The sequence below is a fragment of the Gelidibacter algens genome, from assembly GCF_001678675.1.
GTDB classification, from domain to species: Bacteria; Bacteroidota; Bacteroidia; order Flavobacteriales; family Flavobacteriaceae; genus Gelidibacter; species Gelidibacter algens.
Genome location: NZ_LZRN01000039.1, coordinates 1 through 19,791 on the forward strand (window position 1 = coordinate 1; position 19,791 = coordinate 19,791).

16 protein-coding genes and 1 tRNA gene are annotated in these 19,791 nt (G+C 38.6%); 1 reads left to right on the forward strand and 16 read right to left on the reverse strand.

The genetic code is table 11. The annotated features are described in order from the left end of the window. Window positions 1-54: 54 nt before the first annotated feature. Entirely contained in the window at window positions 55-948 is an 894-nt protein-coding gene (locus tag A9996_RS15205) for an IS1595 family transposase (protein WP_066436941.1), read from the forward strand. A 221-nt stretch (window positions 949-1,169) separates the two neighbouring features. Here the strand turns inward: A9996_RS15205 and A9996_RS15210 are convergent, their stop codons facing one another. From A9996_RS15210 to mraZ, 16 genes are all read right to left on the reverse strand, one after another. Then, on the reverse strand, window positions 1,170-2,414 hold the full coding sequence (locus A9996_RS15210; protein WP_066436943.1) for a site-specific integrase: 1,245 nt from the start codon (window positions 2,412-2,414) through the stop codon (window positions 1,170-1,172). Between the two features lie 233 nt (window positions 2,415-2,647). Next, window positions 2,648-2,721, reverse strand: a tRNA-Arg gene (locus tag A9996_RS15215). Window positions 2,722-2,755: 34 nt separating this feature from the next. After that, complete coding sequence (locus A9996_RS15220) at window positions 2,756-3,205, reverse strand: GatB/YqeY domain-containing protein (RefSeq protein ID WP_066436945.1); 450 nt, start codon at window positions 3,203-3,205, stop codon at window positions 2,756-2,758. A 225-nt stretch (window positions 3,206-3,430) separates the two neighbouring features. Continuing rightward, window positions 3,431-5,329 carry a cell division protein FtsZ gene (gene ftsZ, locus A9996_RS15225; RefSeq protein ID WP_066436954.1) on the reverse strand — a complete coding sequence of 633 codons (1,899 nt, stop codon included), beginning with the start codon at window positions 5,327-5,329 and terminating at the stop codon, window positions 3,431-3,433. Between the two features lie 176 nt (window positions 5,330-5,505). Beyond that, on the reverse strand, window positions 5,506-6,840 hold the full coding sequence (gene ftsA / locus A9996_RS15230; RefSeq protein ID WP_066436962.1) for a cell division protein FtsA: 1,335 nt from the start codon (window positions 6,838-6,840) through the stop codon (window positions 5,506-5,508). 3 nt (window positions 6,841-6,843) lie between these two features. Next, window positions 6,844-7,563 carry a cell division protein FtsQ/DivIB gene (locus A9996_RS15235; protein WP_066436965.1) on the reverse strand — a complete coding sequence of 240 codons (720 nt, stop codon included), beginning with the start codon at window positions 7,561-7,563 and terminating at the stop codon, window positions 6,844-6,846. After that, window positions 7,547-8,905 carry a UDP-N-acetylmuramate--L-alanine ligase gene (murC, locus tag A9996_RS15240; protein ID WP_066436968.1) on the reverse strand — a complete coding sequence of 453 codons (1,359 nt, stop codon included), beginning with the start codon at window positions 8,903-8,905 and terminating at the stop codon, window positions 7,547-7,549. The genes A9996_RS15235 and murC overlap by 17 nt, the downstream gene beginning before the upstream one ends. 84 nt (window positions 8,906-8,989) lie before the next feature. Next, entirely contained in the window at window positions 8,990-10,096 is a 1,107-nt protein-coding gene (gene murG / locus A9996_RS15245; RefSeq protein WP_083993984.1) for an undecaprenyldiphospho-muramoylpentapeptide beta-N-acetylglucosaminyltransferase, read from the reverse strand. 111 nt (window positions 10,097-10,207) lie between these two features. Then, a complete protein-coding gene (locus tag A9996_RS15250) occupies window positions 10,208-11,401 on the reverse strand; it encodes an FtsW/RodA/SpoVE family cell cycle protein (protein WP_066436972.1) in 1,194 nt (397 codons plus the stop codon). Window positions 11,402-11,538: 137 nt separating this feature from the next. After that, a complete protein-coding gene (murD, locus tag A9996_RS15255; protein ID WP_066436974.1) occupies window positions 11,539-12,921 on the reverse strand; it encodes a UDP-N-acetylmuramoyl-L-alanine--D-glutamate ligase in 1,383 nt (460 codons plus the stop codon). Window positions 12,922-12,973: 52 nt separating this feature from the next. After that, window positions 12,974-14,215, reverse strand: a complete 1,242-nt coding sequence (gene mraY / locus A9996_RS15260; RefSeq protein WP_066436986.1) for a phospho-N-acetylmuramoyl-pentapeptide-transferase — start codon at window positions 14,213-14,215, stop codon at window positions 12,974-12,976. Between the two features lie 124 nt (window positions 14,216-14,339). After that, window positions 14,340-15,803, reverse strand: a complete 1,464-nt coding sequence (locus A9996_RS15265; protein WP_066436988.1) for a UDP-N-acetylmuramoyl-L-alanyl-D-glutamate--2,6-diaminopimelate ligase — start codon at window positions 15,801-15,803, stop codon at window positions 14,340-14,342. Then, a complete protein-coding gene (locus A9996_RS15270; RefSeq protein ID WP_066436989.1) occupies window positions 15,803-17,749 on the reverse strand; it encodes a penicillin-binding protein in 1,947 nt (648 codons plus the stop codon). Before A9996_RS15270 ends, A9996_RS15265 begins: the two co-directional genes overlap by 1 nt. Before the next feature lie 53 nt (window positions 17,750-17,802). After that, window positions 17,803-18,123: an FtsL-like putative cell division protein gene (locus A9996_RS15275; protein ID WP_066436992.1), complete on the reverse strand. Its 321-nt coding sequence runs from the start codon at window positions 18,121-18,123 to the stop codon at window positions 17,803-17,805. A gap of 185 nt (window positions 18,124-18,308) precedes the next feature. Further along, the gene (gene rsmH / locus A9996_RS15280; RefSeq protein ID WP_066437031.1) at window positions 18,309-19,205 is read right to left on the reverse strand and encodes a 16S rRNA (cytosine(1402)-N(4))-methyltransferase RsmH; all 897 of its coding nucleotides are present in this window, start codon (window positions 19,203-19,205) and stop codon (window positions 18,309-18,311) included. Then, window positions 19,192-19,662, reverse strand: coding sequence for a division/cell wall cluster transcriptional repressor MraZ (gene mraZ / locus A9996_RS15285; protein WP_066436997.1), 471 nt, complete (start codon window positions 19,660-19,662; stop codon window positions 19,192-19,194). Before mraZ ends, rsmH begins: the two co-directional genes overlap by 14 nt. Window positions 19,663-19,791: the final 129 nt, after the last annotated feature.

Consider the following 19,791-nt stretch of genomic DNA (forward strand, 5'->3'; position numbering starts at 1 on the left):
TATAGAGGTCAGTATTTAAATACGTATCTTTATTGTCAGTAAATATATAATATTATGAATGTTTTTAAAGGTCAAAATCTTCTAGAGTTCTCTGATCGGTTCAGAACAGATGAAGAATGCAAGAAATACTTAGCTTCAATTAAATCTGATATGGGCTATAAATGTCTGAGATGTAACCATACTGCTTGTCAAGTGCGCGCGGATTTTGCAAGGCAGTGCAACATCTGTGGGCATATTGAATCTGCCACGGCCAACACTCTTTTTCACAAGGTAAAATTTGGAGTTCGCAAAGCATTTTTTATTTGTTTTGAAATGGCCACATCAACCAAAAGCCTATCTGCGAGTTACATGGGTGTGCGTTATGGCGTGACTGAAAAGACTGCTCGACTTTTTATGCTGAAAGTCAGAGAAGCTATGGCCTCAAGTGGCAACAGCCCTATGGATGGTGATGTCCACGTTGATGAGTTCGTGCTGGGAGGCAGAGAGGAAGGAAAAACCGGCAGGAGCTATGACAGTAAGAAAAAGAAAGCGGTCACGGCTGTTCAGCTAACCAAGGATGGTAAAGTAAAAAGGATGTATGCCATGAAAATAAATGATTTTTCAGCACAATCCCTACAATACATCTTTGTCAACCATATAAGCCGGGAAGCCGTTGTTACAACGGATAAATGGAGAGGTTATAGGCCCATTGCAAAAGCCTATAACATCAAACAAATAGAAAGTAATAAGGGATTGAATTTTAAAGCGCTCCATACAATGATACATCAGGTCAAATCTTGGATAAGAACAACCTATTCTTGGGTAAGTCCTGACAATCTAAACAGGTATTTTAATGAGTTTTGTTTTAGAATAAACCGCTCACAAAGCAAAGCCACAATATTCAACAATCTTATTGTGAAAATGGTGAAAGGAGATAAAATCTATCAAACAGAATTAATGAGCAACTAACTACTGACCTCTATTTAATAAATTAAATATACTATTTTTTGAAACTCGAAATACGATCGCAAGAGCCTAACTCTGAATGTTGCAACTCTAGCTCCTAGATCTTGCAAGTTTGCATTTTAAGTCATATTACATAATTTTTTCTGTAATGGGCTTTTGTTATAAAATTCCTGAGTTAGTGAAGATTCAACAAAAGCACCTTCAACATAAGTTACAAATCTAATTCAATCCCTTTTCAGTTCATCCTTAGCATTCAAGGTTTTTTGTAAATCAATCATATCTTTACTTAATTTCTCCTCTAATACACGTGCATAAATTTGAGTTGTCGCAACTTTTGTGTGTCCCAATAATTTAGAAACTGTTTCTATAGGCACGCCATTGCTCAAAGTAACAGTAGTGGCGAAAGTGTGCCGTGCCATATGAAAGGTAAGATTTTTTCGAATTCCAGCCTCGGAAGCAATTTCTTTGAGATACAGATTGATTTTGACATTACTCACAACAGGAAATAAGGTTTCCGAGACAACTGCCATAGGATGATTATCATATTTCTCCAATAGTAATTTCGCTTTGTCCAGCAATGGTACTTTGACTTTTGTTTTAGTCTTTTGCCGGTGGATAACAATCCAATTATTTCCATCCATACCATCTAAAACGTGCTTTGCCTTAAGATTTTTAATATCTACATAACTGATACCTGTATAGCAACTGAAAAGAAAAATATCACGTACTCTTTCAAGTCTGCCAACGGGAAAATAGCAGGTTTCGAGATTAGACAGTTCATTAGCAGTCAAAAAATCACGCTCTTTCTTATCAAAGGTCATTTTCCAGCGCATAAATGGATCTTTGTCCAACCATTCCAAATGATAGGAAAGAGTCACCATCTTACGAAGCCTTTGGATATGTTTCATGACCGTATTATGCCCCATTTCCCTATCGTGTCCCTTTGGGTAGTAAGCGTGCAGAAAGCGCTCAAAATCGCAGATAAATTTATAATCCAACTGTTTTAAGTAAATATCAGGAGCTTTTTTATCCTTTAAAAGGAACTTCTTGATATAGTCTTCAGTAACGGAAAAATTTCTGATGGAGCCAGCTGCATGGGTGTATTCTATTTTCTTGGAATGATATTCAATAAGCTCCAGTAATGTTTTCGAACTTTGATCTTCGCCAAGAAATATAGTTTTGATTCTCTTTGCTGTTATTAGTTCTCCTTGAAATTTTAAATCCTGAAATATTTGAAAGAGTAATACGCGAGATTCTTCCAAATACTGATTGATTTGTCTTGCGTCGGAAGAGTTACCTAGAACCTTTTTGTTCTTACTATCCCACAAATCGAGGGATACTTTTCGTTTTAAACTAATTTCAATTCTTTCTTGATTGACAGTTACCCTTGCATAAAGTAAGGCACTGTTGTTTTGTGCTTTCTTGGGGTTTACCCAAAAGCGGATGGAAAATGTTTTTGAAGTACGCATAGTTGTCGTCTTTAAATGAAACAATCTTTTAAGACGAAAGTCAAATCAACTACATCAATTCAATTTAAGGAATTTTTCTTAAAAGAGACCTCAGGTCTCTTTTATATAAAAGGTCTCTTTTTAACTACCATTTTAATTCAAATCATATCAAATTAAAGGAGCTCATAAAAACCTAAAAACCAAGCAAATCCTAAAACTTGCTTGGTTTTGATACCATCTGTAGATGGTAAAAGTGACCGCGAAGGGATTCGAACCCCCAACCCTCAGAGCCGAAATCTGATATTCTATCCAATTGAACTACGCAGCCAAATTCCCGCTTTCGCGGAAATATTTTTCTTATTTTAAGATAACTTACTCTTCACTATATTTGAAATCGTTTTCCCATCGGCCTGACCAGCTAATTTTTGATTCACAATGCCCATCACTTTCCCCATATCTTTCATGCCTTCTGCTCCTGTACTCGCAATGGTTTCTGAAACAACTTTTTCAATCTCTGCTTCACTTAATTGTGCTGGTAAAAACTGACTGATGATTTCTGCCTGTGCCAATTCTGGCTCGGCCAAATCGTTTCTGTTCTGTTCTGTATAAATAGCGGCACTATCCTTACGCTGCTTTACCAGTTTTGACAAAATCTTGATTTCTTGTTCTTCAGTAATCTCTTCTTTTGAACCCGTTTCTGTCTGTGCCAGCAAGATTTCAGATTTAACAGCTCTTAAAGCCGCCAATGCTTCTTGATCTTTACTTTTCATTGCCGCCTTCATGGCAGTCATTAAATCTTCTTGTAAGCTCATAATTTTTTTTTGATGTTGCGAAGATAACAAAAAGTAAGGAGTGTTAGGTAAGCCTATGGCATGATAATTACAAATTAAACGGAACAGCTTCCTTCATTGATTGGGGACTAGAACAGTTTTTTGAACTTAAAATTCGTCTCCATCCTTTTCCTTGATTCCATAACATAAAAAATCCGAAAAGTGCATGTCCTTTTCGGATTCTTCAATACTAAAAAAAATTGGCTATTAATCTACATTATCATGCAAAAATGAGTTATTGCTTCTCAACTGCACATCATCATTATCATCAGTTCCTACTGACATTCTAGAAGCGTTGATATCAGAAGAATATCTTTTCTCTTCCAAGTTGACGCCTTGCCTTTTATAGGCTGGCTCTTTTTCAATTTCATCAATCTTTGCTGAACTGAATTTATAATTGAAGTCCTTCATTTTGCGTCTTCTTTCGTCAGCGCGTTCTTTCAGCATGTCAGAAATTGGACTGTTCAATGGATCGACTTCTCCTGGAGTATATGTCTCTTCTTTTGTCGAAATCACCTTCTTTTCGAACACAATGTCTTCTTCAATTTCTGGCTTTTGCTTCGTTTTTGTCTTGTTCAATGAAGATTCAAAGGTTGAAAAATCATCAAGCGCATATCGCTTTTCTCCTTTTTCGTCCGCTTGGGTCACAGGAATGATTTCAATGTGATCATTGACATTTATGTTTTTTGTAGTCTCGTCCAAATCAAAAAGCACTCTCTTCTCATTTTCTGGAGTCTCCTCAAAATTCTGGTTGAACAATGGCAGATCAAAAGTGAGTGTTATCTGCTCATCCTCTTCAAAGATTTCTTTTGGTTGTTCTGCTTTAAATGGAGCAATAGGCGTAATAATAAAATCCTCTTCCTCTACACTGCTGTCCAAGACCTCATCGTAAATAACGTTGAGCTTCTTTATAAATTCAGTGGTTGGAATCAGGTCCATTTTGATGTCCTTTTTCTCTTCTTCCACTAATTTGTGGATCACCACCTTTTCTTCTTCCTTTTCAAGAACGATTTCTGGTTTAATGATCGCTGGTTCACGCTCCTTAACCTTGACGTCATTACTGTCGTCTTCCAAAGCATGAACGACTTTCTTAATTTCTGTATTTGAAATTTCATCTTGTTGTTCAATGTCAAAACCCGTGGCAATAATGGTGACTGAAATAGATTCTTGCAAAGATTCATCCTCGCCTACACCCATGATGATGTTTGCACCATGTCCGGCTTCATTTTGAATATGGTCGTTGATTTCTCCAATTTCATCAATAGTAATTTCCTGAACACCAGAAACGATGAGCAACAATACATTTTTGGCTCCAGTAATTTTATTATCATTTAGCAACGGAGAATCTAAAGCTTTCATAATAGCTTCTTGCGCACGCGTTTTACCAGATGCGGTTGCCGAACCCATAATGGCTGTCCCGCTATTGCTTAATACGGTCTTAGCATCCCGTAAATCAATATTTTGAGTGTAGTGATGGGTAATCACTTCTGCAATTCCTCTAGAAGCTGTGGCCAATACCTCATCTGCCTTAGAGAACCCTGCTTTAAAGCCTAAGTTGCCATAAACCTCACGCAGCTTGTTATTGTTGATGACGACTAAAGAATCACAATGACTTCTCAAGGTTTCAATCCCTTTTTGAGCTTGTTCATTTCTGGTTTTTCCTTCAAATAGGAAAGGCATTGTGACAATGCCAACCGTCAGTATTTCCAATTCCTTGGCCATTTTAGCAATCACTGGAGCGGCACCAGTACCTGTTCCTCCACCCATACCCGCAGTAATAAATACCATTTTTGTATTGGTATCCAACATGCGGCGAATATCTTCTAAACTCTCAAGCGCGGCTTGCTCTCCCACTTCTGGGTTAGCGCCGGCACCAAGACCTTCTGTCAAATTAACGCCTAGCTGAATTTTGTTTGGAACCCCACTGTTATGGAGCGCTTGGGAATCTGTATTGCAGATGACAAAATCAACGCCTTTGATGCCTTGTAGGAACATGTGGTTTATGGCATTGCTTCCTCCGCCACCAACACCGATCACCTTAATGACGTTGGATTGGTTTTTTGGCAAATCGAATGCGATGTTTCCAAATTCATTTTTATTGCTCATAATGTTTCGGGTTTTTTCTGGATTCTTAATTAATATTTCTGTTGTTGAGACAGATAATTATCTGTCTCTATGTTGCGTTGTTGAGACAGATAATGATCTGTCTCTATGTTGCGTTGTTGAGACAGATAATTATCTGTCTCTATGTTGCGTTGTGGGCGACAGATGATGATCTGTCGCTACTCGGCGTTATCTAAAAAATCTTTGACGCGATCGGTTAATTTATCTAAAAATGATCGGCGTTCCTTCTTTATTGGTGGGATCAATACCTCTTCTTCTTCTATTGGTGCTGCAGCGATTTCAACGTCTTCAACGGTCTCCTTTTCGGCCGCCTTTTCAATGCGCTTACGTTCTTGACGTTTTAAGCCGTCCATCACCAAGCCAACAGCCGTGGCGTACAATGGGCTCGCTATTTCCTCATCACTATCACCCGCCAAATGCTCATTAGGATACCCTATTCTGGTATCCATCCCAGTGATGTACTCTACCAACTGCTTTAAATGCTTAAGTTGTGCACCACCGCCGGTTAAAACGATTCCGGCAATGAGCTTTTTCTTTTGCTCTTCGTGTCCGTAATTTTTTATTTCAACATATACCTGTTCAACAATTTCAACGACACGTGCGTGAATGATTTTCGATAGGTTTTTAAGGGTAATTTCCTTTGGCTCCCGTCCTCTTAATCCCGGAATGGAAACAATTTCATTATCCTTATTTTCTCCTGGCCATGCCGAACCGAATTTTATTTTCAATAACTCAGCTTGTTTCTCTATGATAGAACAGCCTTCTTTGATGTCTTCAGTAATCACATTGCCTCCAAAAGGAATCACTGCGGTATGACGGATAATGCCATCTTTAAAAACCGCAAGATCTGTAGTTCCACCTCCTATATCAATCAAGGCAACACCCGCTTCCTTTTCTTCCTGACTCAACACAGCGTTTGCTGAGGCTAATGGCTCCAATGTAATGCCCTCCAACTCCAAACCTGAACTCTTTACACAGCGTCCAATGTTTCTGATGGAAGATACCTGACCCACCACCACATGGAAATTAGCTTCCAACCGTCCGCCATACATCCCAATAGGTTCTTTAATTTCTGCCTGCCCATCAATTTTGTATTCTTGAGGCAACACATGGATAATTTCTTCTCCAGGAAGCATCACCAACTTGTGTACCTGGTTGATCAATCGGTCAATATCCTCTTCATCAATTACCAATTCAGAATTGGCTCGTGTGATGTAATCACTATGCTGCAAACTTCTGATATGCTGACCTGCAATACCTACGGTTACTTCTTCAATCTTCTGTCCGCTTTCAGCTTCCGCTTCTTGAATAGCTTGCTGAATGGACTGAATGGTTTGTGTGATGTTATTCACCACGCCTCTATGTACGCCCAAACTCTTAGCTCTCCCTATTCCTAAAATTTCGGCTTTACCATAGTCATTTTTACGACCAATCATAGCCACAATCTTTGTTGTGCCTACGTCCAATCCTACTGAAATTTTATTATTTTCCATCCTTTACTTTTTGGTACATATGACCTGTTTATCAAATCTTAGATTGACGGCACTGTAAGTGTTCAGAGTACCATCTTTCATTGCTTTTTGATAGAAAGCCTTAAGATTATTTATCTTTTTATCCAGTTTGTCCAAGGACCCTAACTGTATCTTAAAATCATTCAATCTAAACTTTAGATCAATGCTTTTATTTTCGTTTTGGTGAATTTCTGTAACATGGTTTCTTAAAAATTCATCGCTTTGAACTTTTCTAGCAATTTGAAACACATTATATAACTCATTTTTAGCGATAGAACCAGTTACCAAAGGGACCCTTGAGGCGTAATTTGTTGATAAAGGCATGTAGGATCCTTCATCATCAATGTAGTAAGATGCATTTGTACTTACTCTCGCAATTGGTTTCTTTTGTTCTATTTCAGCGGTCAATGTGCCATCAACGTTGATGAACACTTGCGCCTGCTTGATCATGACGTTGGCGTTCAGGGCAGATTCCAAGTCGTTCAAATCTATCATTTCTTTAGGCTTATTTGCAACACCCTCCTGATTTTGTATTAACAATTTACTAACAGTCTCATGCGTAACAAATAAATTCTCATCACCCAGAAATTTGATATGAGGTGTACTCACTTTTCTGGCAGAATTCCTAATGGAGGAAAACGCGAAAAGAAATGCTACCAATACCAGCAATCCTATGATTTTTATATAATTATAATTTATTTTCAAGTTGCAATGCTTGTTTAATATGTTTTACTTGTTCTCCAATATCTCCTGCGCCAATCGTTAAAATTACAGGTGCATTTGACGCTAATATCTCTGAAATCAGCGCTGATTTCTGGATTAATTTTTTGTTGTTATTTTCTATTTTTGTCAATAACCATTCGGAGGTGATGCCTTCCATTGGCAATTCTCTAGCTGGGTAAATATCGAGTAATAGCACTTCATCAAATTGTGACAGACTCTTCCCAAAATCGTCCGCAAAATCTCGCGTTCTACTATATAAATGCGGTTGAAAAATAGCCAGCACTTTCTTATTTGGATACATTTCCCTAACCGCTTGATGCACCGCATTGATCTCTTCCGGATGGTGTGCATAATCGTCTATAAACACCAAATTATCCGTTTTAATCTGATAGGTAAAGCGTCTTTTAACCCCTTTGTAAGATGCTAAAGCTTTGGCGAGCTGATGGTGAGGGATACCATATTCTACAGACATCGCCAAGGCTATTAGTGCATTCGACAGATTATGTCTTCCAGGTAGGTTAAATTTAAAATTGTGTAGCGTTTCATTTGGCGTTTTCACATCAAACTCATAGCTCCCATTGATAATCTTTATATTTTGAGCAGTATAAGCTGCATCATCTTCTATTCCGTAGGTAATCCCCTCTAGTGGCAATCCATTTTTTACAAATAACTTGCCGTTGGGCTTTAATTTTTTTGTGAATTCAACAAACGACTTCTCAAGTTCAGCAGCCTCGCCATAAATATCAAGATGATCGGCGTCCATTGATGTAATAGCGGCCATATCTGGCGATAATGTTAAAAATGAACGGTCAAACTCATCGGCTTCAACTACTGTAACTTCGGTACCATTGAGAATAAAGTTAGAATTGTAATTTTCACTCACCCCACCTAGAAAGGCTGTAACAGGAACGTTACATTCGTATAGCAAATGCCCTAAAATACTGGTGGTGGTCGTTTTACCATGGGTACCGGCAACGGCCAAACAAAATGTGTTTTTCGTGATTTCTCCCAGGACAGCAGACCGTTTTAAAATTTCAAAATTTTGATCTTTAAAAAATTTGAATTCCGCATGATCTTTAGGAATTGCAGGTGTGTAAACAATTAAAGTTTGTTCCTTATCCAAGAATGCAGCTGGTATCTGATCAACAGTATCCTCAAAATGCACGTCTATACCAAGTTCTACCAAAGCCTCTGTAATTTCAGTTTTGGTTTTATCATAACCGGCCACCGATTTTCCTTGAGCAACAAAATAGCGTGCAAGCGCACTCATTCCGATGCCTCCGATACCGATGAAATAGACGTTATGTATTGTTTTTAAGTTCAAGGTTTGTTGTTGTTTCTAGTTTCTAAGTTGAATTTTATTGATTATTTACTATTCGTCATTCTCTTAATACTTTGTACTAAATACTTAATTCTTTCTCAACAATTTCTCAACCTCATCCACAATATCCTTAGTAGCATTTACCAAAGCCAATGCCTTTATGTTTTTACTCAATTGCTGTTGTTTTTCAGAGGAAGACACCAACTGAGCAAACCGATTTTCAAAATCGACCTCCAAATCGGTTTCCTTGATCAATAACGCGGCATCTTTATCTACTACTGCCATCGCATTTTTAGTTTGATGGTCTTCTGCCACATTAGGTGACGGAATGAAAATAACGGGTTTCCCCACCACGCATAATTCTGACACCGAACTCGCTCCTGCCCTAGATATAATAAAATCTGCGGCAGCGTAAGCCAAATCCATCGTATTTAAAAAGGCATGGACTTGTCCATTTTCTGAACTGTTATACTTTTTATAAGTCTCATAATACAATTTGCCACATTGCCAAATGATTTGGACGTTCTGCGTTTGAAAAAACTCCAGTTCTTTTTCAATCAATTCATTGATCCGTCTTGCACCCAAACTACCGCCCAAAACCAACAAGGTATATTTACCTTGCTTTTGATTGAAGGCCTTTTTGCCTTCAATAGATTTGTTATCCATCTGCAACAAATCCTGACGGATAGGGTTTCCTGTTTTAATCAGTTTCTCTTTTGGAAAAAAGCGTTCCAATCCATCATAAGCCACACAAATTTTATCTACTTTTTTTCCTAACAATTTATTGGTGATCCCCGGAAATGAATTTTGTTCTTGGATTAAACTAGGAATGCCCTTAGAAGCCGCGACCTGCAATAAAGGGCCGCTAGCAAAACCGCCAGTACCAATGACGACATCGGGTTTGAAACGGTTTACAATTTTTCGGGCACGCACCAAGCTCGCAATTAGCTTAAATGGAAAGGCCAAATTTTTCAAAGTCAACTTGCGCTGAATTCCCGAAATCCAAAGGCCTTCAATGGCATATCCTGCCTGAGGCACTTTTTCCATCTCCATCCTGTCCTTAGCACCCACAAAAAGAAACTCCGCTTCAGGAAAGCGTGACTTCAACTCATTGGCAATAGCAATGGCAGGATAGATATGACCTCCTGTACCGCCTCCTGAGAGAATAATTTTATATGTTTCTTTTTTTGCCACTATATTTTTTTAAAATTCCAATATTTTAAATTCCAAATTCCAAATCATTATCTGTCTAATTTCTAGACTAGTTGTCCTTGGTTCTTTATTCTTTATTCTTTTGTTCAAATCTCAAATTGCTTCACTCAATATTTCCAACGGATTATCCAATGCGTCTTCTTGTTCTTTTAATTCTTCTCGTTTTGCACTCACACTCAAAATGATACCAATAGCCAAACAAGTCATCCAAATGGAAGTTCCACCACTACTGATCAATGGCAACGTTTGTCCCGTTACCGGGAATAGTTCTACCGCAACAGCCATATTAATAAAAGCCTGAAATACGATGGGCAACCCGACACCCAGCACCACTAATTTTCCAAAAACGGTGTCTGATTTTTGTGCGATAATCACAATTCTGAAAAGCATCCAGCAATAGACGGTCAAAATGACCATCCCACCTATCAAACCATATTCTTCAACAATTATTGCAAAAATAAAATCTGAGGACGATTGCGGCAAAAAGTTTTTCTGTACACTTTTGCCAGGCCCTAAGCCTGCAAGCTCTCCTGTTGCGATTGCAATTTTTGCTTTTTCAATCTGATAATCCGCTTCGGTATCTTCGCCATTTGAAAAGTTTTCAATACGGCTCATCCAGGTATCAATACGATTTGGCATCACCTCGGGAAATGCCTTTGCCGTTAATACAAATAATATTAACACGACCATTCCAGTGCCGACGATCACTGCCAAATAACGAATAGGATAGCCTCCTATAAAGGTCAGCACCATCACCATCGTGAACATAATGGCCGCAGTTGAAAAGTTGGCGGGAAGGATTAATATCAGCACCAAAAAAACAGGGAGCCATAGTGGCAAAATCGTTTCTTTAAAACTAATGTCCCTATCCTGTATTTTAGATAAATAACGCGCCACATACACCATCAACACCACAGCTGCCAAGGTGGAGGTTTGAAATGACATCCCTACAATTGGAATTTGAATCCAACGGCTTGCATTTGCCCCATCAATTGTTGTGCCTTGAAACATGGTCAACACCAATAAAATCAATACGATTGGCAACATCACGAGTGATAAGCCTCTAAAATAACGATACGGCACCCGATGGATGCCATACATAATTGCAAAGCCTAAAAACAAATGCATAAAATGCTTCACAAAAAACGAAAACGTACTGCCTGAGCCACCAGTATATGCCAAATTACTGGAAGCGCTGTACACCGGAAGAAATGAGAAAATTGCCAATAACGCAACAATTGCCCAAATCAATCGATCTCCTTTTATATGTGATAGCAAATTATTCATAAGCCCATCTGTCCTGCGGACATCTTCCCAAAGGGAAGCGTTTTAGTTAGTTTATGTTTGTTTTTTACTTGTTTTAAAATTATTCTGAGTTTGTACCGTATCAGTTTCTTCCCTTCGGGAAGATTAAGATGGGATATTTACAAGTTTCTCACCGCATCCTTAAATTGACGCCCCCTGTCTTCATAACTCTCAAACAAATCAAAGCTTGCACATGCTGGCGACAACAATACAGAATCACCAGTTTCAGCTATTTTATAAGCAATCTTTACCGCTTCACTCATGTACTGTGTTTCCACGATGGTATCCACCATCTTTCCAAAAGTGTCCATTAGTTTTTCGTTATCGACTCCAAGACAAATGATTGCTTTTACTTTTTCATTAACAAATTGAAACAATTCTTTGTAATCATTTCCTTTATCAACCCCACCGACAATCCAGATGGTTGGCGCATCCATGCTTTCTAAAGCATAGTACGTGGCGTTAACGTTGGTCGCTTTTGAATCATTGATGTATTGCACCTTGTTAATTTTTAAAACATGCTCCAAACGGTGTTCCACACCCTGAAAATTCTCTAAGCTCTCACGAATGGTCTGTTTTCTGATTTTCAACAAATGCGCCACGGTTGACGCCGCCATTTGATTTTTAATATTGTGTTTGCCCTCTAGAGCTAAATTATTTGTTGGCATAATTATCTGGTTATTATCTATCGTTATTTTTATCTCTTCTTTGTCTAAATACGCTCCGTTTTCAATTGTTTTTGTCAATGAAAATGGCAATAATGTGGATTGAATTGTATGCGATTTGAGCCACTCTGTGATTACCTCATCATCAGCATCATAAATCAGATAATCGTCTTTAGTCTGGTTTAAGGCAATTCTGAATTTTGATTCGATATAATTTTCAAACTTGTAATCATAGCGGTCCAAATGATCTGGTGTGATGTTCAGCAAAATGGCGATATGCGGCTTGAAATCCACTATATCATCCAACTGAAAACTACTGATCTCCAGCACATAATTTGGATAATCATGTTCTAAAATCTGCTGTGCAAAACTCTTACCGATGTTGCCAGACAAGCCGACTTCCAATTCCTGTTTTAAAATATGGTGGATTAAGGTAGCCGTGGTGGTTTTACCATTGCTTCCCGTAACCCCTACAATAGTGGCATTGGTAAATTTGGATGCAAATTCAATCTCAGAAACTACCAGAATTCCCTTTTCACGAATTTGCTTTACCAAAGGCGCTTTATCAGGAATTCCCGGACTTTTCATCACGATGTCAGCGTTTAGAATCTTCGACTCCGTGTGCTGCTCATCTTCAAATTCAATCTCATGATGTAAAAGAACTTTTTTATAATGGTCTTTAATCTTTCCTTTATCTGAAAGGAATACGTCATAGCCTTTTGTTTTTGCTAGAAGTGCCGTGCCCACGCCGCTTTCTCCTCCTCCTAAAATAACAAGCCTACCCAACCCTCCGAAGGAGGGCTTTTTAAAAGCGTCAGTTTTTGTTTTTTCATTCATAATTTCTCCAACAGTTTCTCTTCCCTTTGGGAGGCGATTAAGAAATGGGCTTCTATCTAATTTTCAAGGTCACAATGGACAGGATTGCGAGCAAAATCCCTACAATCCAAAACCTAGTGGCAATTTTACTCTCGTGGTAACCGGACTTCTGATAATGATGGTGTAATGGCGACATTTTAAAAATGCGCCGTCCTTCGCCATATTTGCGTTTGGTATATTTAAACCAACTGACCTGCATTACCACGGATAAATTTTCAGCCAAGAAAATACCACACAATACTGGAATGAGCCATTCTTTGCGCACTGCAATAGCGATAACGGCAATAATCCCACCTATGGTCAAACTTCCCGTATCTCCCATAAATACTTGTGCAGGATAGGTGTTGTACCACAAAAATCCAATCAGCGCCCCAACAAATGCGGCGATATAAATGGTGATTTCTTCCACCCTCGGGATATACATAATATTGAGGTATTCAGAAAAGATGATATTTCCTGAAACCCATGCAAAAATGCCGAGTGTGAGCACAATTATGGCTGAGGTTCCTGCTGCCAATCCGTCAATGCCATCTGTTAAATTAGCACCGTTTGATACGGCGGTAATAATGAAAATGCTTACTAAAATAAAAATGATCCACGCATACTTTTCAAGTCCCGGATCGATCCAGGTGACCAAGTGGGCGTAATCAAATTCGTTCTTCTTCACAAAAGGAATGGTTGTTTTTGTGGATTTTTCTTCTGCCTTAAATAATTTAGACGCTTCCACATTAGGATTTTCGGCTAAAATTTCCTTTTGCTGTGCAATTGGTAATTTCTCCTTGATGGTTACATTTTCGTTGAAATACAGCGTGGCTCCCACAATGATTCCCAATCCCACTTGACCTAATACCTTAAACTTCCCTTTTAACCCTTCTTTATCTTTTTTGAATTTTTTAATATAATCATCAATAAACCCTATAGTCCCCATCCACAATGTGGTTACTACTAACAGGATGATATAGATATTATCAATTTTTGCAAACAAAATAACAGGAATCAAGGTGGCAATAATGATGATGATCCCGCCCATAGTTGGCGTCCCCGCCTTTTCCACCTGACCTTCCAATCCTAAATCTCTAATGGTTTCTCCAACCTGCTGTTTTTGTAAAAATCTGATGATCCGTTTACCATAAATTGTTGAAATAAGTAACGACAAGATGATGGCCATAGCTGCCCTAAAGGTGATGAAACCGAAGAGGGAAGATCCTGGAAAATCAAAGTGTTGTTTTAAATATTCAAAGAGGTAATAGAGCATCTAGATTGTTGATTGTTGATTGTTGATTGTTGATTAAAATGAACTTCGTTATTCGTTATTCGTTATTCGTTATTCGTTATTCGTTATTCGTTATTCTTTATTCTTTATTCTTTATTCATATTCATTATTTCCCAAGCTGTTTCAAAAATTCCTGAACGATCTTATAATCATCAAAATCACTCCGAACTCCCTTTACTTCCTGATAGGTTTCATGGCCTTTTCCTGCAATAAGAATAATGTCATTAGGTTGCGCCATTTGGCAGGCGGTTTTAATAGCTTGTTTTCTGTCCGCAATGGCTACTGTTTTTTTGAAATTTTGAGGTTCTACGCCTTTTTCAATATCTTCTATTATTGTTTCAGGAACTTCACTTCTTGGGTTATCACTTGTAAAAATCACTTTGGTGCTTAAGGCAGAAGCGATATGCCCCATTTTAGGGCGTTTGGTTTTATCCCTATCACCACCACACCCGACAACGGTGATCAGTTCTTCGTTTTTAGTCCGAATGCTGTTAATAGTTTCCAACACATTTTGCAAGGCATCAGGCGTATGCGCATAATCTACAATCGCTGTAATTTTTTCGTCTGATATCATATATTGAAAACGCCCTGAAACACTTTCCAACTCACTTATCAAACGCAGATTCTCTGTTTTTTCAAGCCCTAACAATTCTGCGGCAGCGTAAATAGCCAAAATATTATAGGCATTAAAATTGCCAATCAATCGGGTCCAAACTTCCTGATCATTGATTTTCAGCAAAAGGCCCGTCAGCTGATTTTCTAAAATTTGAGCTTTATAATCGGCATAGGTCTTCAACGCGTACGTGTAGGTCTTTGCCTTAGTGTTTTGAAGCATGACCAGACCATTTTTGTCATCGGTGTTGACCAGCGCAAAAGCGGTTTTTGGCAAGTTGTCAAAGAATGATTTTTTAACATCTCTATACTCGGCAAATGTGTTGTGATAATCTAAATGGTCATGTGACAGATTTGTGAAAATACCGCCTTCAAAATGCAAACCCTCCGTTCTGTTTTGATGAATGCCGTGGGAACTGACTTCCATAAAACAAAATTCAACACCTTCTGCACTCATCAAACTCAAATACCTATTGATGGTCAATGAATCTGGCGTAGTATGCGTTGCTTTATGCTCTGTCGCATCCACCATAACCTTAACCGTGGACAATAACCCTACCTTAAAACCTGCTTTTTTAAATAGTTGGTAGAGTAAGGTTGCCACTGTAGTTTTGCCGTTGGTACCGGTAACACCTACCAGCTTTAAATTTTCTGAAGGATTGAGATAAAAATTGGCCGCCATGAAAGCCAAAGCTCTACTGGCACTTTCAACCGAGATATAGGTTATTCCGCTTTTCGTATGTGCTGGCATGGTTTCACAAACAATAGCAACGGCTCCTTTTTCAATTGCCAAATCAATATACTGATGGCCATCAGTAAGACTGCCTTTTATAGCCACAAAAACGTCTCCTTCGGCAATGTTACGAGAGTCAAAATGGATGGCATTAATGACCACACCTGTATTCCCAACAACAGCATTGATGGTCACTCTATACAATATGTCTTTTAATTGTGCCATTATATATTTAAATAGACTTGTTGATTGCGTTTTATTTTAATGCCTTTATCAATCGATTGTTTTTTGACCACGCCTACACCTTCAATTTTTACTTTCAATCCCATATTTTCCAAAAGCGCCAAGGCATCCATTGTGGGCATACCAGTAACATCAGGCATGATGGTTTTGTAGGTTTGCGCCACGTCATAATAACTCTCAAAATCCTTGTTCACTACTGAGTTTTGAAAATTCAGCGTCTCTACCTCATCTGTAATTGGAGTATCTGTAAATATCTTTTGGGCGATTTTCTTAAAGACCGGCCCAGACACATCAGCACCATAATACCCAACACTCTTATCTGGTTCATGAATCACTACGATGCACGAGTACTTCGGGTTGTCTGCCGGAAAAAAACCAGCAAATGAAGAGATATAACTCAACTTATCCTTAGTAGCATAATCTTTTTGACAGGTTCCTGTTTTACCCGCCATGGAAAAGTTAGGTGAATACAATTTACTTCCCGTGCCATGCTCAACAACATTCTCCAACAGTTTTTTCACCTTATCAACCGTTTCCTGAGAACAGATTTGAGGATTGATTACCTCCTTCTTAAAAGGCACAATGGTTTTATCAAACTCGCGCACTTCACGCAAAAACTGTGGTTTTACCATTTCACCATTATTGGCAATAGCATTGTAGAATGTCAAGGTTTGCAAAGGTGTAAATGATACGCCATAGCCATAGGCCATCCACTGTAATGCAATGCCACTCCAACGTCCGTTTTTAATTCTTGGATCTGGAATAATAGGTTCAGGTTCTCCAAGAATTGGCAGATTGAGACTCTGATTCAAATTCATGTCATACAAACGGTCAATAAATTTACCAGGTTGGTCTTTGTAAGCCTTATCTATTGCAGCAACAATCCCTGTATTTGATGACACTTCAATAGCTTTTGCAATGGATATTTTACCATAACCGCCATGCTTTGAGTCCCTTACTTTTTTACCGTAAAAACTCAATACGCCATTTTTGGTATCAACAACATCACTGGTATCAATCACCTTATCTTCTAAAGCGGCCGTGATGGCCATGATTTTAAAGGTAGAGCCAGGTTCACTGCTTTCACCAACGGCATAATTTAAACGCTCATAATAATGTCCATCAGAATTTCTACCCAGATTTGAAATCGCTTTTATTTCTCCAGTTTTTGTTTCCATGACAATCACGCTTCCATGATCTGCCTTGTATATTTCGAGCTGTTCCAACAACGCGTGATGCGCAATATCCTGAATGTTGACATCTATGGTGGTGTACACATCATAGCCATCTTTTGGCTCTACTTCATTATAATCTGTAATGGGCTTCCATTGGCCTTGACCAATTTTTTGTTTCATCCGGTGTCCGTCAGTCCCTCTCAAGTACATTTCACCAAAAGCACCGTCAATACCTGCCCTAGCCACGTGACCGTCTTCATCTACACGCTCATAACCGATGGACCGTTGCGCGATGCCACCCATAGGATGTTCGCGTTTAGTAGTCTGCTCCACAATGACGCCGCCTCTAAAAGCGCCTAGGCTTAATAATGGGAAATTACGAATGCGCGCATAATCTGTATAATTGATATTTCTGGCAAGGAGAAAATATCTGTTTTTATTTGCTCTTGCTTTGCGCAACTCCTTTTCATAATATCCTGACGACTTCCCAGAATATGCCGACAAGGAATCACATAAAGGGTTCAAATATTTTTCAAAGGTTTTGTTGGTTGGTGTCAACGCATCAAAACGAATGTCATATTTCGGAATTGAGGTAGCCAGCAAACTGCCATCAGACGCATAGACATTACCACGATTTGCAGGGATAGTGACATTTTTCACCGTTCGCTTTTCAGCAAGTTCACGGTACTTATCACCCTGCACCATTTGAATGGTGAACAATTTGAACACCACAGCCAAAGCAAAGACAAACATGATGCCTGCAACAAAATACAATCGGTTCAATATGTGCTTTTCAGTAACTGCCACTAGTTGTCTTCTGATTTTACTTTTATCTTCTTGGGCGGAATTGAGGATGGTGCGATCTCTTTTTCTGCCATTTTTTGAATTATTCCAGACTCCATTTTAAGACGCATCAATTTTGATCTGCCATCTACAAAAGCTGAACGCCATTCTTTAACGTCATTGCCTAACCTTGCAATGTCATGTACTTTTTGATCTGCACTATGCGAACTTGCAATCATGACAATAGCCAAGACAGAAATGAAAATGATGATTCTCCAATTTTTGAAAGAATCATCGCTGACCAAAAACTTACCTCTTAATATGTGATAAATATTGTGTTTCATATTCCCATCTGTCCTTCGGACATCTTCCCAAAGGGAAGAATTAGTTTGTTTCACTTAAATTCATCGCTGCAAAGGCAGGAATCTATTTTATTCAACATTGTTATTTTATAGAACCCTTCCGTCTTTAATTCCTGCAATGGAATTAAATCCACCTTCACTCAAAAGAGGGAAGGAATTTTTTAGGGTTATATTTTTTCAGCAATCCGAAGTTTTGCACTTCGTGCTCTGCTATTATCTTTGATTTCAGCTTTGGATGGTACTATTAAACCACCTACTTTTTTTAAGGGGACTTCAAAATTGCCAAACACATCCCGTTCCGGCTCTCCCTCAAACAATCCGCTTCTTATAAAGCGTTTTACCAAGCGATCTTCCAAAGAATGGTATGAAATACAACTCAGACGGCCTTCTGTTTTTAAAACTTCAGGAGTTTGAAGCAAAAATTCTTTTAAAGCTTCAATTTCTTGATTCACTTCGATACGAATAGCCTGATAGATTTGCGCCAATACTTTATGTTCATTTTTGTGCTTTACAAATTTTTTAAGCACCTCTTTCAACTGCTCACTGGACTTGATTTCTTGTTTTGACCGCTCTTCTACAATCACCTTTGCCATGGCTGGTGCCTGACGCAACTCACCATACTGCAACAATACCGCTGCGATCTTCTCTTCTTCATATTTGTTGATGACATGAAACGCCGACAATTTGTTATCTTGATTCATGCGCATATCCAAATCTGCTTCAAAACGTGTTGAAAATCCGCGCTCAGCAACATCAAATTGATGGGACGAAACGCCAAAATCGGCCAAAATGCCGTCCGCTTCCTTAGCGCCATAAAAACGCAAAAAACGTTTCAGAAATCTGAAATTCTCATTGATCAAGGTAAATCGTGGGTCATCGATGGTATTTAACAACGCGTCTTTATCTTGATCAAAAGCGAATAGTTTCCCATTTGGACCAAGACGTTTTAATATCTCTCTACTATGACCGCCTCCGCCAAAGGTCACGTCTACATAAACGCCATCAGGCTTAATATTTAAGCCATCTACTGCTTCAGTAAGCAACACCGGATTATGATATTCCATCTGCGTCATCGTCTTGTCCCATAACTTCCTCGGCCAAATCTGCAAAATCTTCAGCCGCATCGTCTATAGCTTGTTCGTATTTATCTTTATCCCAGATCTCCACAATATTGATTGCAGAAGAGACTACGATATCTTTGGAAATTCCAGAAAAACCCATCAAATCCTTAGGAATCAGCAAGCGGCCCGTACTATCCACTTCCACCATTTTCACACCAGCTGTAAACCGTCGGATAAAATCGTTGTTTTTCTTTTTGAAGCGATTAAGTTTGTTCATCTTTTGCATCAATGCCTCCCATTCAGTCATTGGATACAACTCGAGACACGGTTGAAAAACCGCTCTTTTTAAAACAAATCCGTTTTGGAGTGAAGGCAGCAGCTGTTTTTTGATGGCCGCAGGTAACATAAGCCTCCCTTTGGCATCAACTTTACATTCGTATGTTCCTATTAATGAGTTCAAAAGCTTCTGTTTGTTTATCTGACGACTAAGATTCAAATATATTGAAAATATTACCACCTTTTACCACAATTTACCACTTTTGTTGATAAGTTTTTGATTTTGAGCTCTATTTTCGATAAACCGTCAATC

Bases quoted from the DNA above. Each gene is read 5' to 3' on its own strand.
- A9996_RS15250 (WP_066436972.1), bottom strand. From the start codon at position 11,401: ATGAATAATTTGCTATCACATATAAAAGGAGATCGATTGATTTGGGCA.
- ftsA (WP_066436962.1), bottom strand. From the start codon at position 6,840: ATGGAAAATAATAAAATTTCAGTAGGATTGGACGTAGGCACAACAAAG.
- ftsZ (WP_066436954.1), bottom strand. From the start codon at position 5,329: ATGAGCAATAAAAATGAATTTGGAAACATCGCATTCGATTTGCCAAAA.
- A9996_RS15265 (WP_066436988.1), bottom strand. From the start codon at position 15,803: ATGGCACAATTAAAAGACATATTGTATAGAGTGACCATCAATGCTGTT.
- mraY (WP_066436986.1), bottom strand. From the start codon at position 14,215: ATGCTCTATTACCTCTTTGAATATTTAAAACAACACTTTGATTTTCCA.
- rsmH (WP_066437031.1), bottom strand. From the start codon at position 19,205: ATGGAATATCATAATCCGGTGTTGCTTACTGAAGCAGTAGATGGCTTA.
- A9996_RS15210 (WP_066436943.1), bottom strand. From the start codon at position 2,414: ATGCGTACTTCAAAAACATTTTCCATCCGCTTTTGGGTAAACCCCAAG.
- murD (WP_066436974.1), bottom strand. From the start codon at position 12,921: ATGAATGAAAAAACAAAAACTGACGCTTTTAAAAAGCCCTCCTTCGGA.
- A9996_RS15220 (WP_066436945.1), bottom strand. From the start codon at position 3,205: ATGAGCTTACAAGAAGATTTAATGACTGCCATGAAGGCGGCAATGAAA.
- A9996_RS15270 (WP_066436989.1), bottom strand. From the start codon at position 17,749: ATGTTTGTCTTTGCTTTGGCTGTGGTGTTCAAATTGTTCACCATTCAA.
- A9996_RS15275 (WP_066436992.1), bottom strand. From the start codon at position 18,123: ATGAAACACAATATTTATCACATATTAAGAGGTAAGTTTTTGGTCAGC.
- A9996_RS15205 (WP_066436941.1), top strand. From the start codon at position 55: ATGAATGTTTTTAAAGGTCAAAATCTTCTAGAGTTCTCTGATCGGTTC.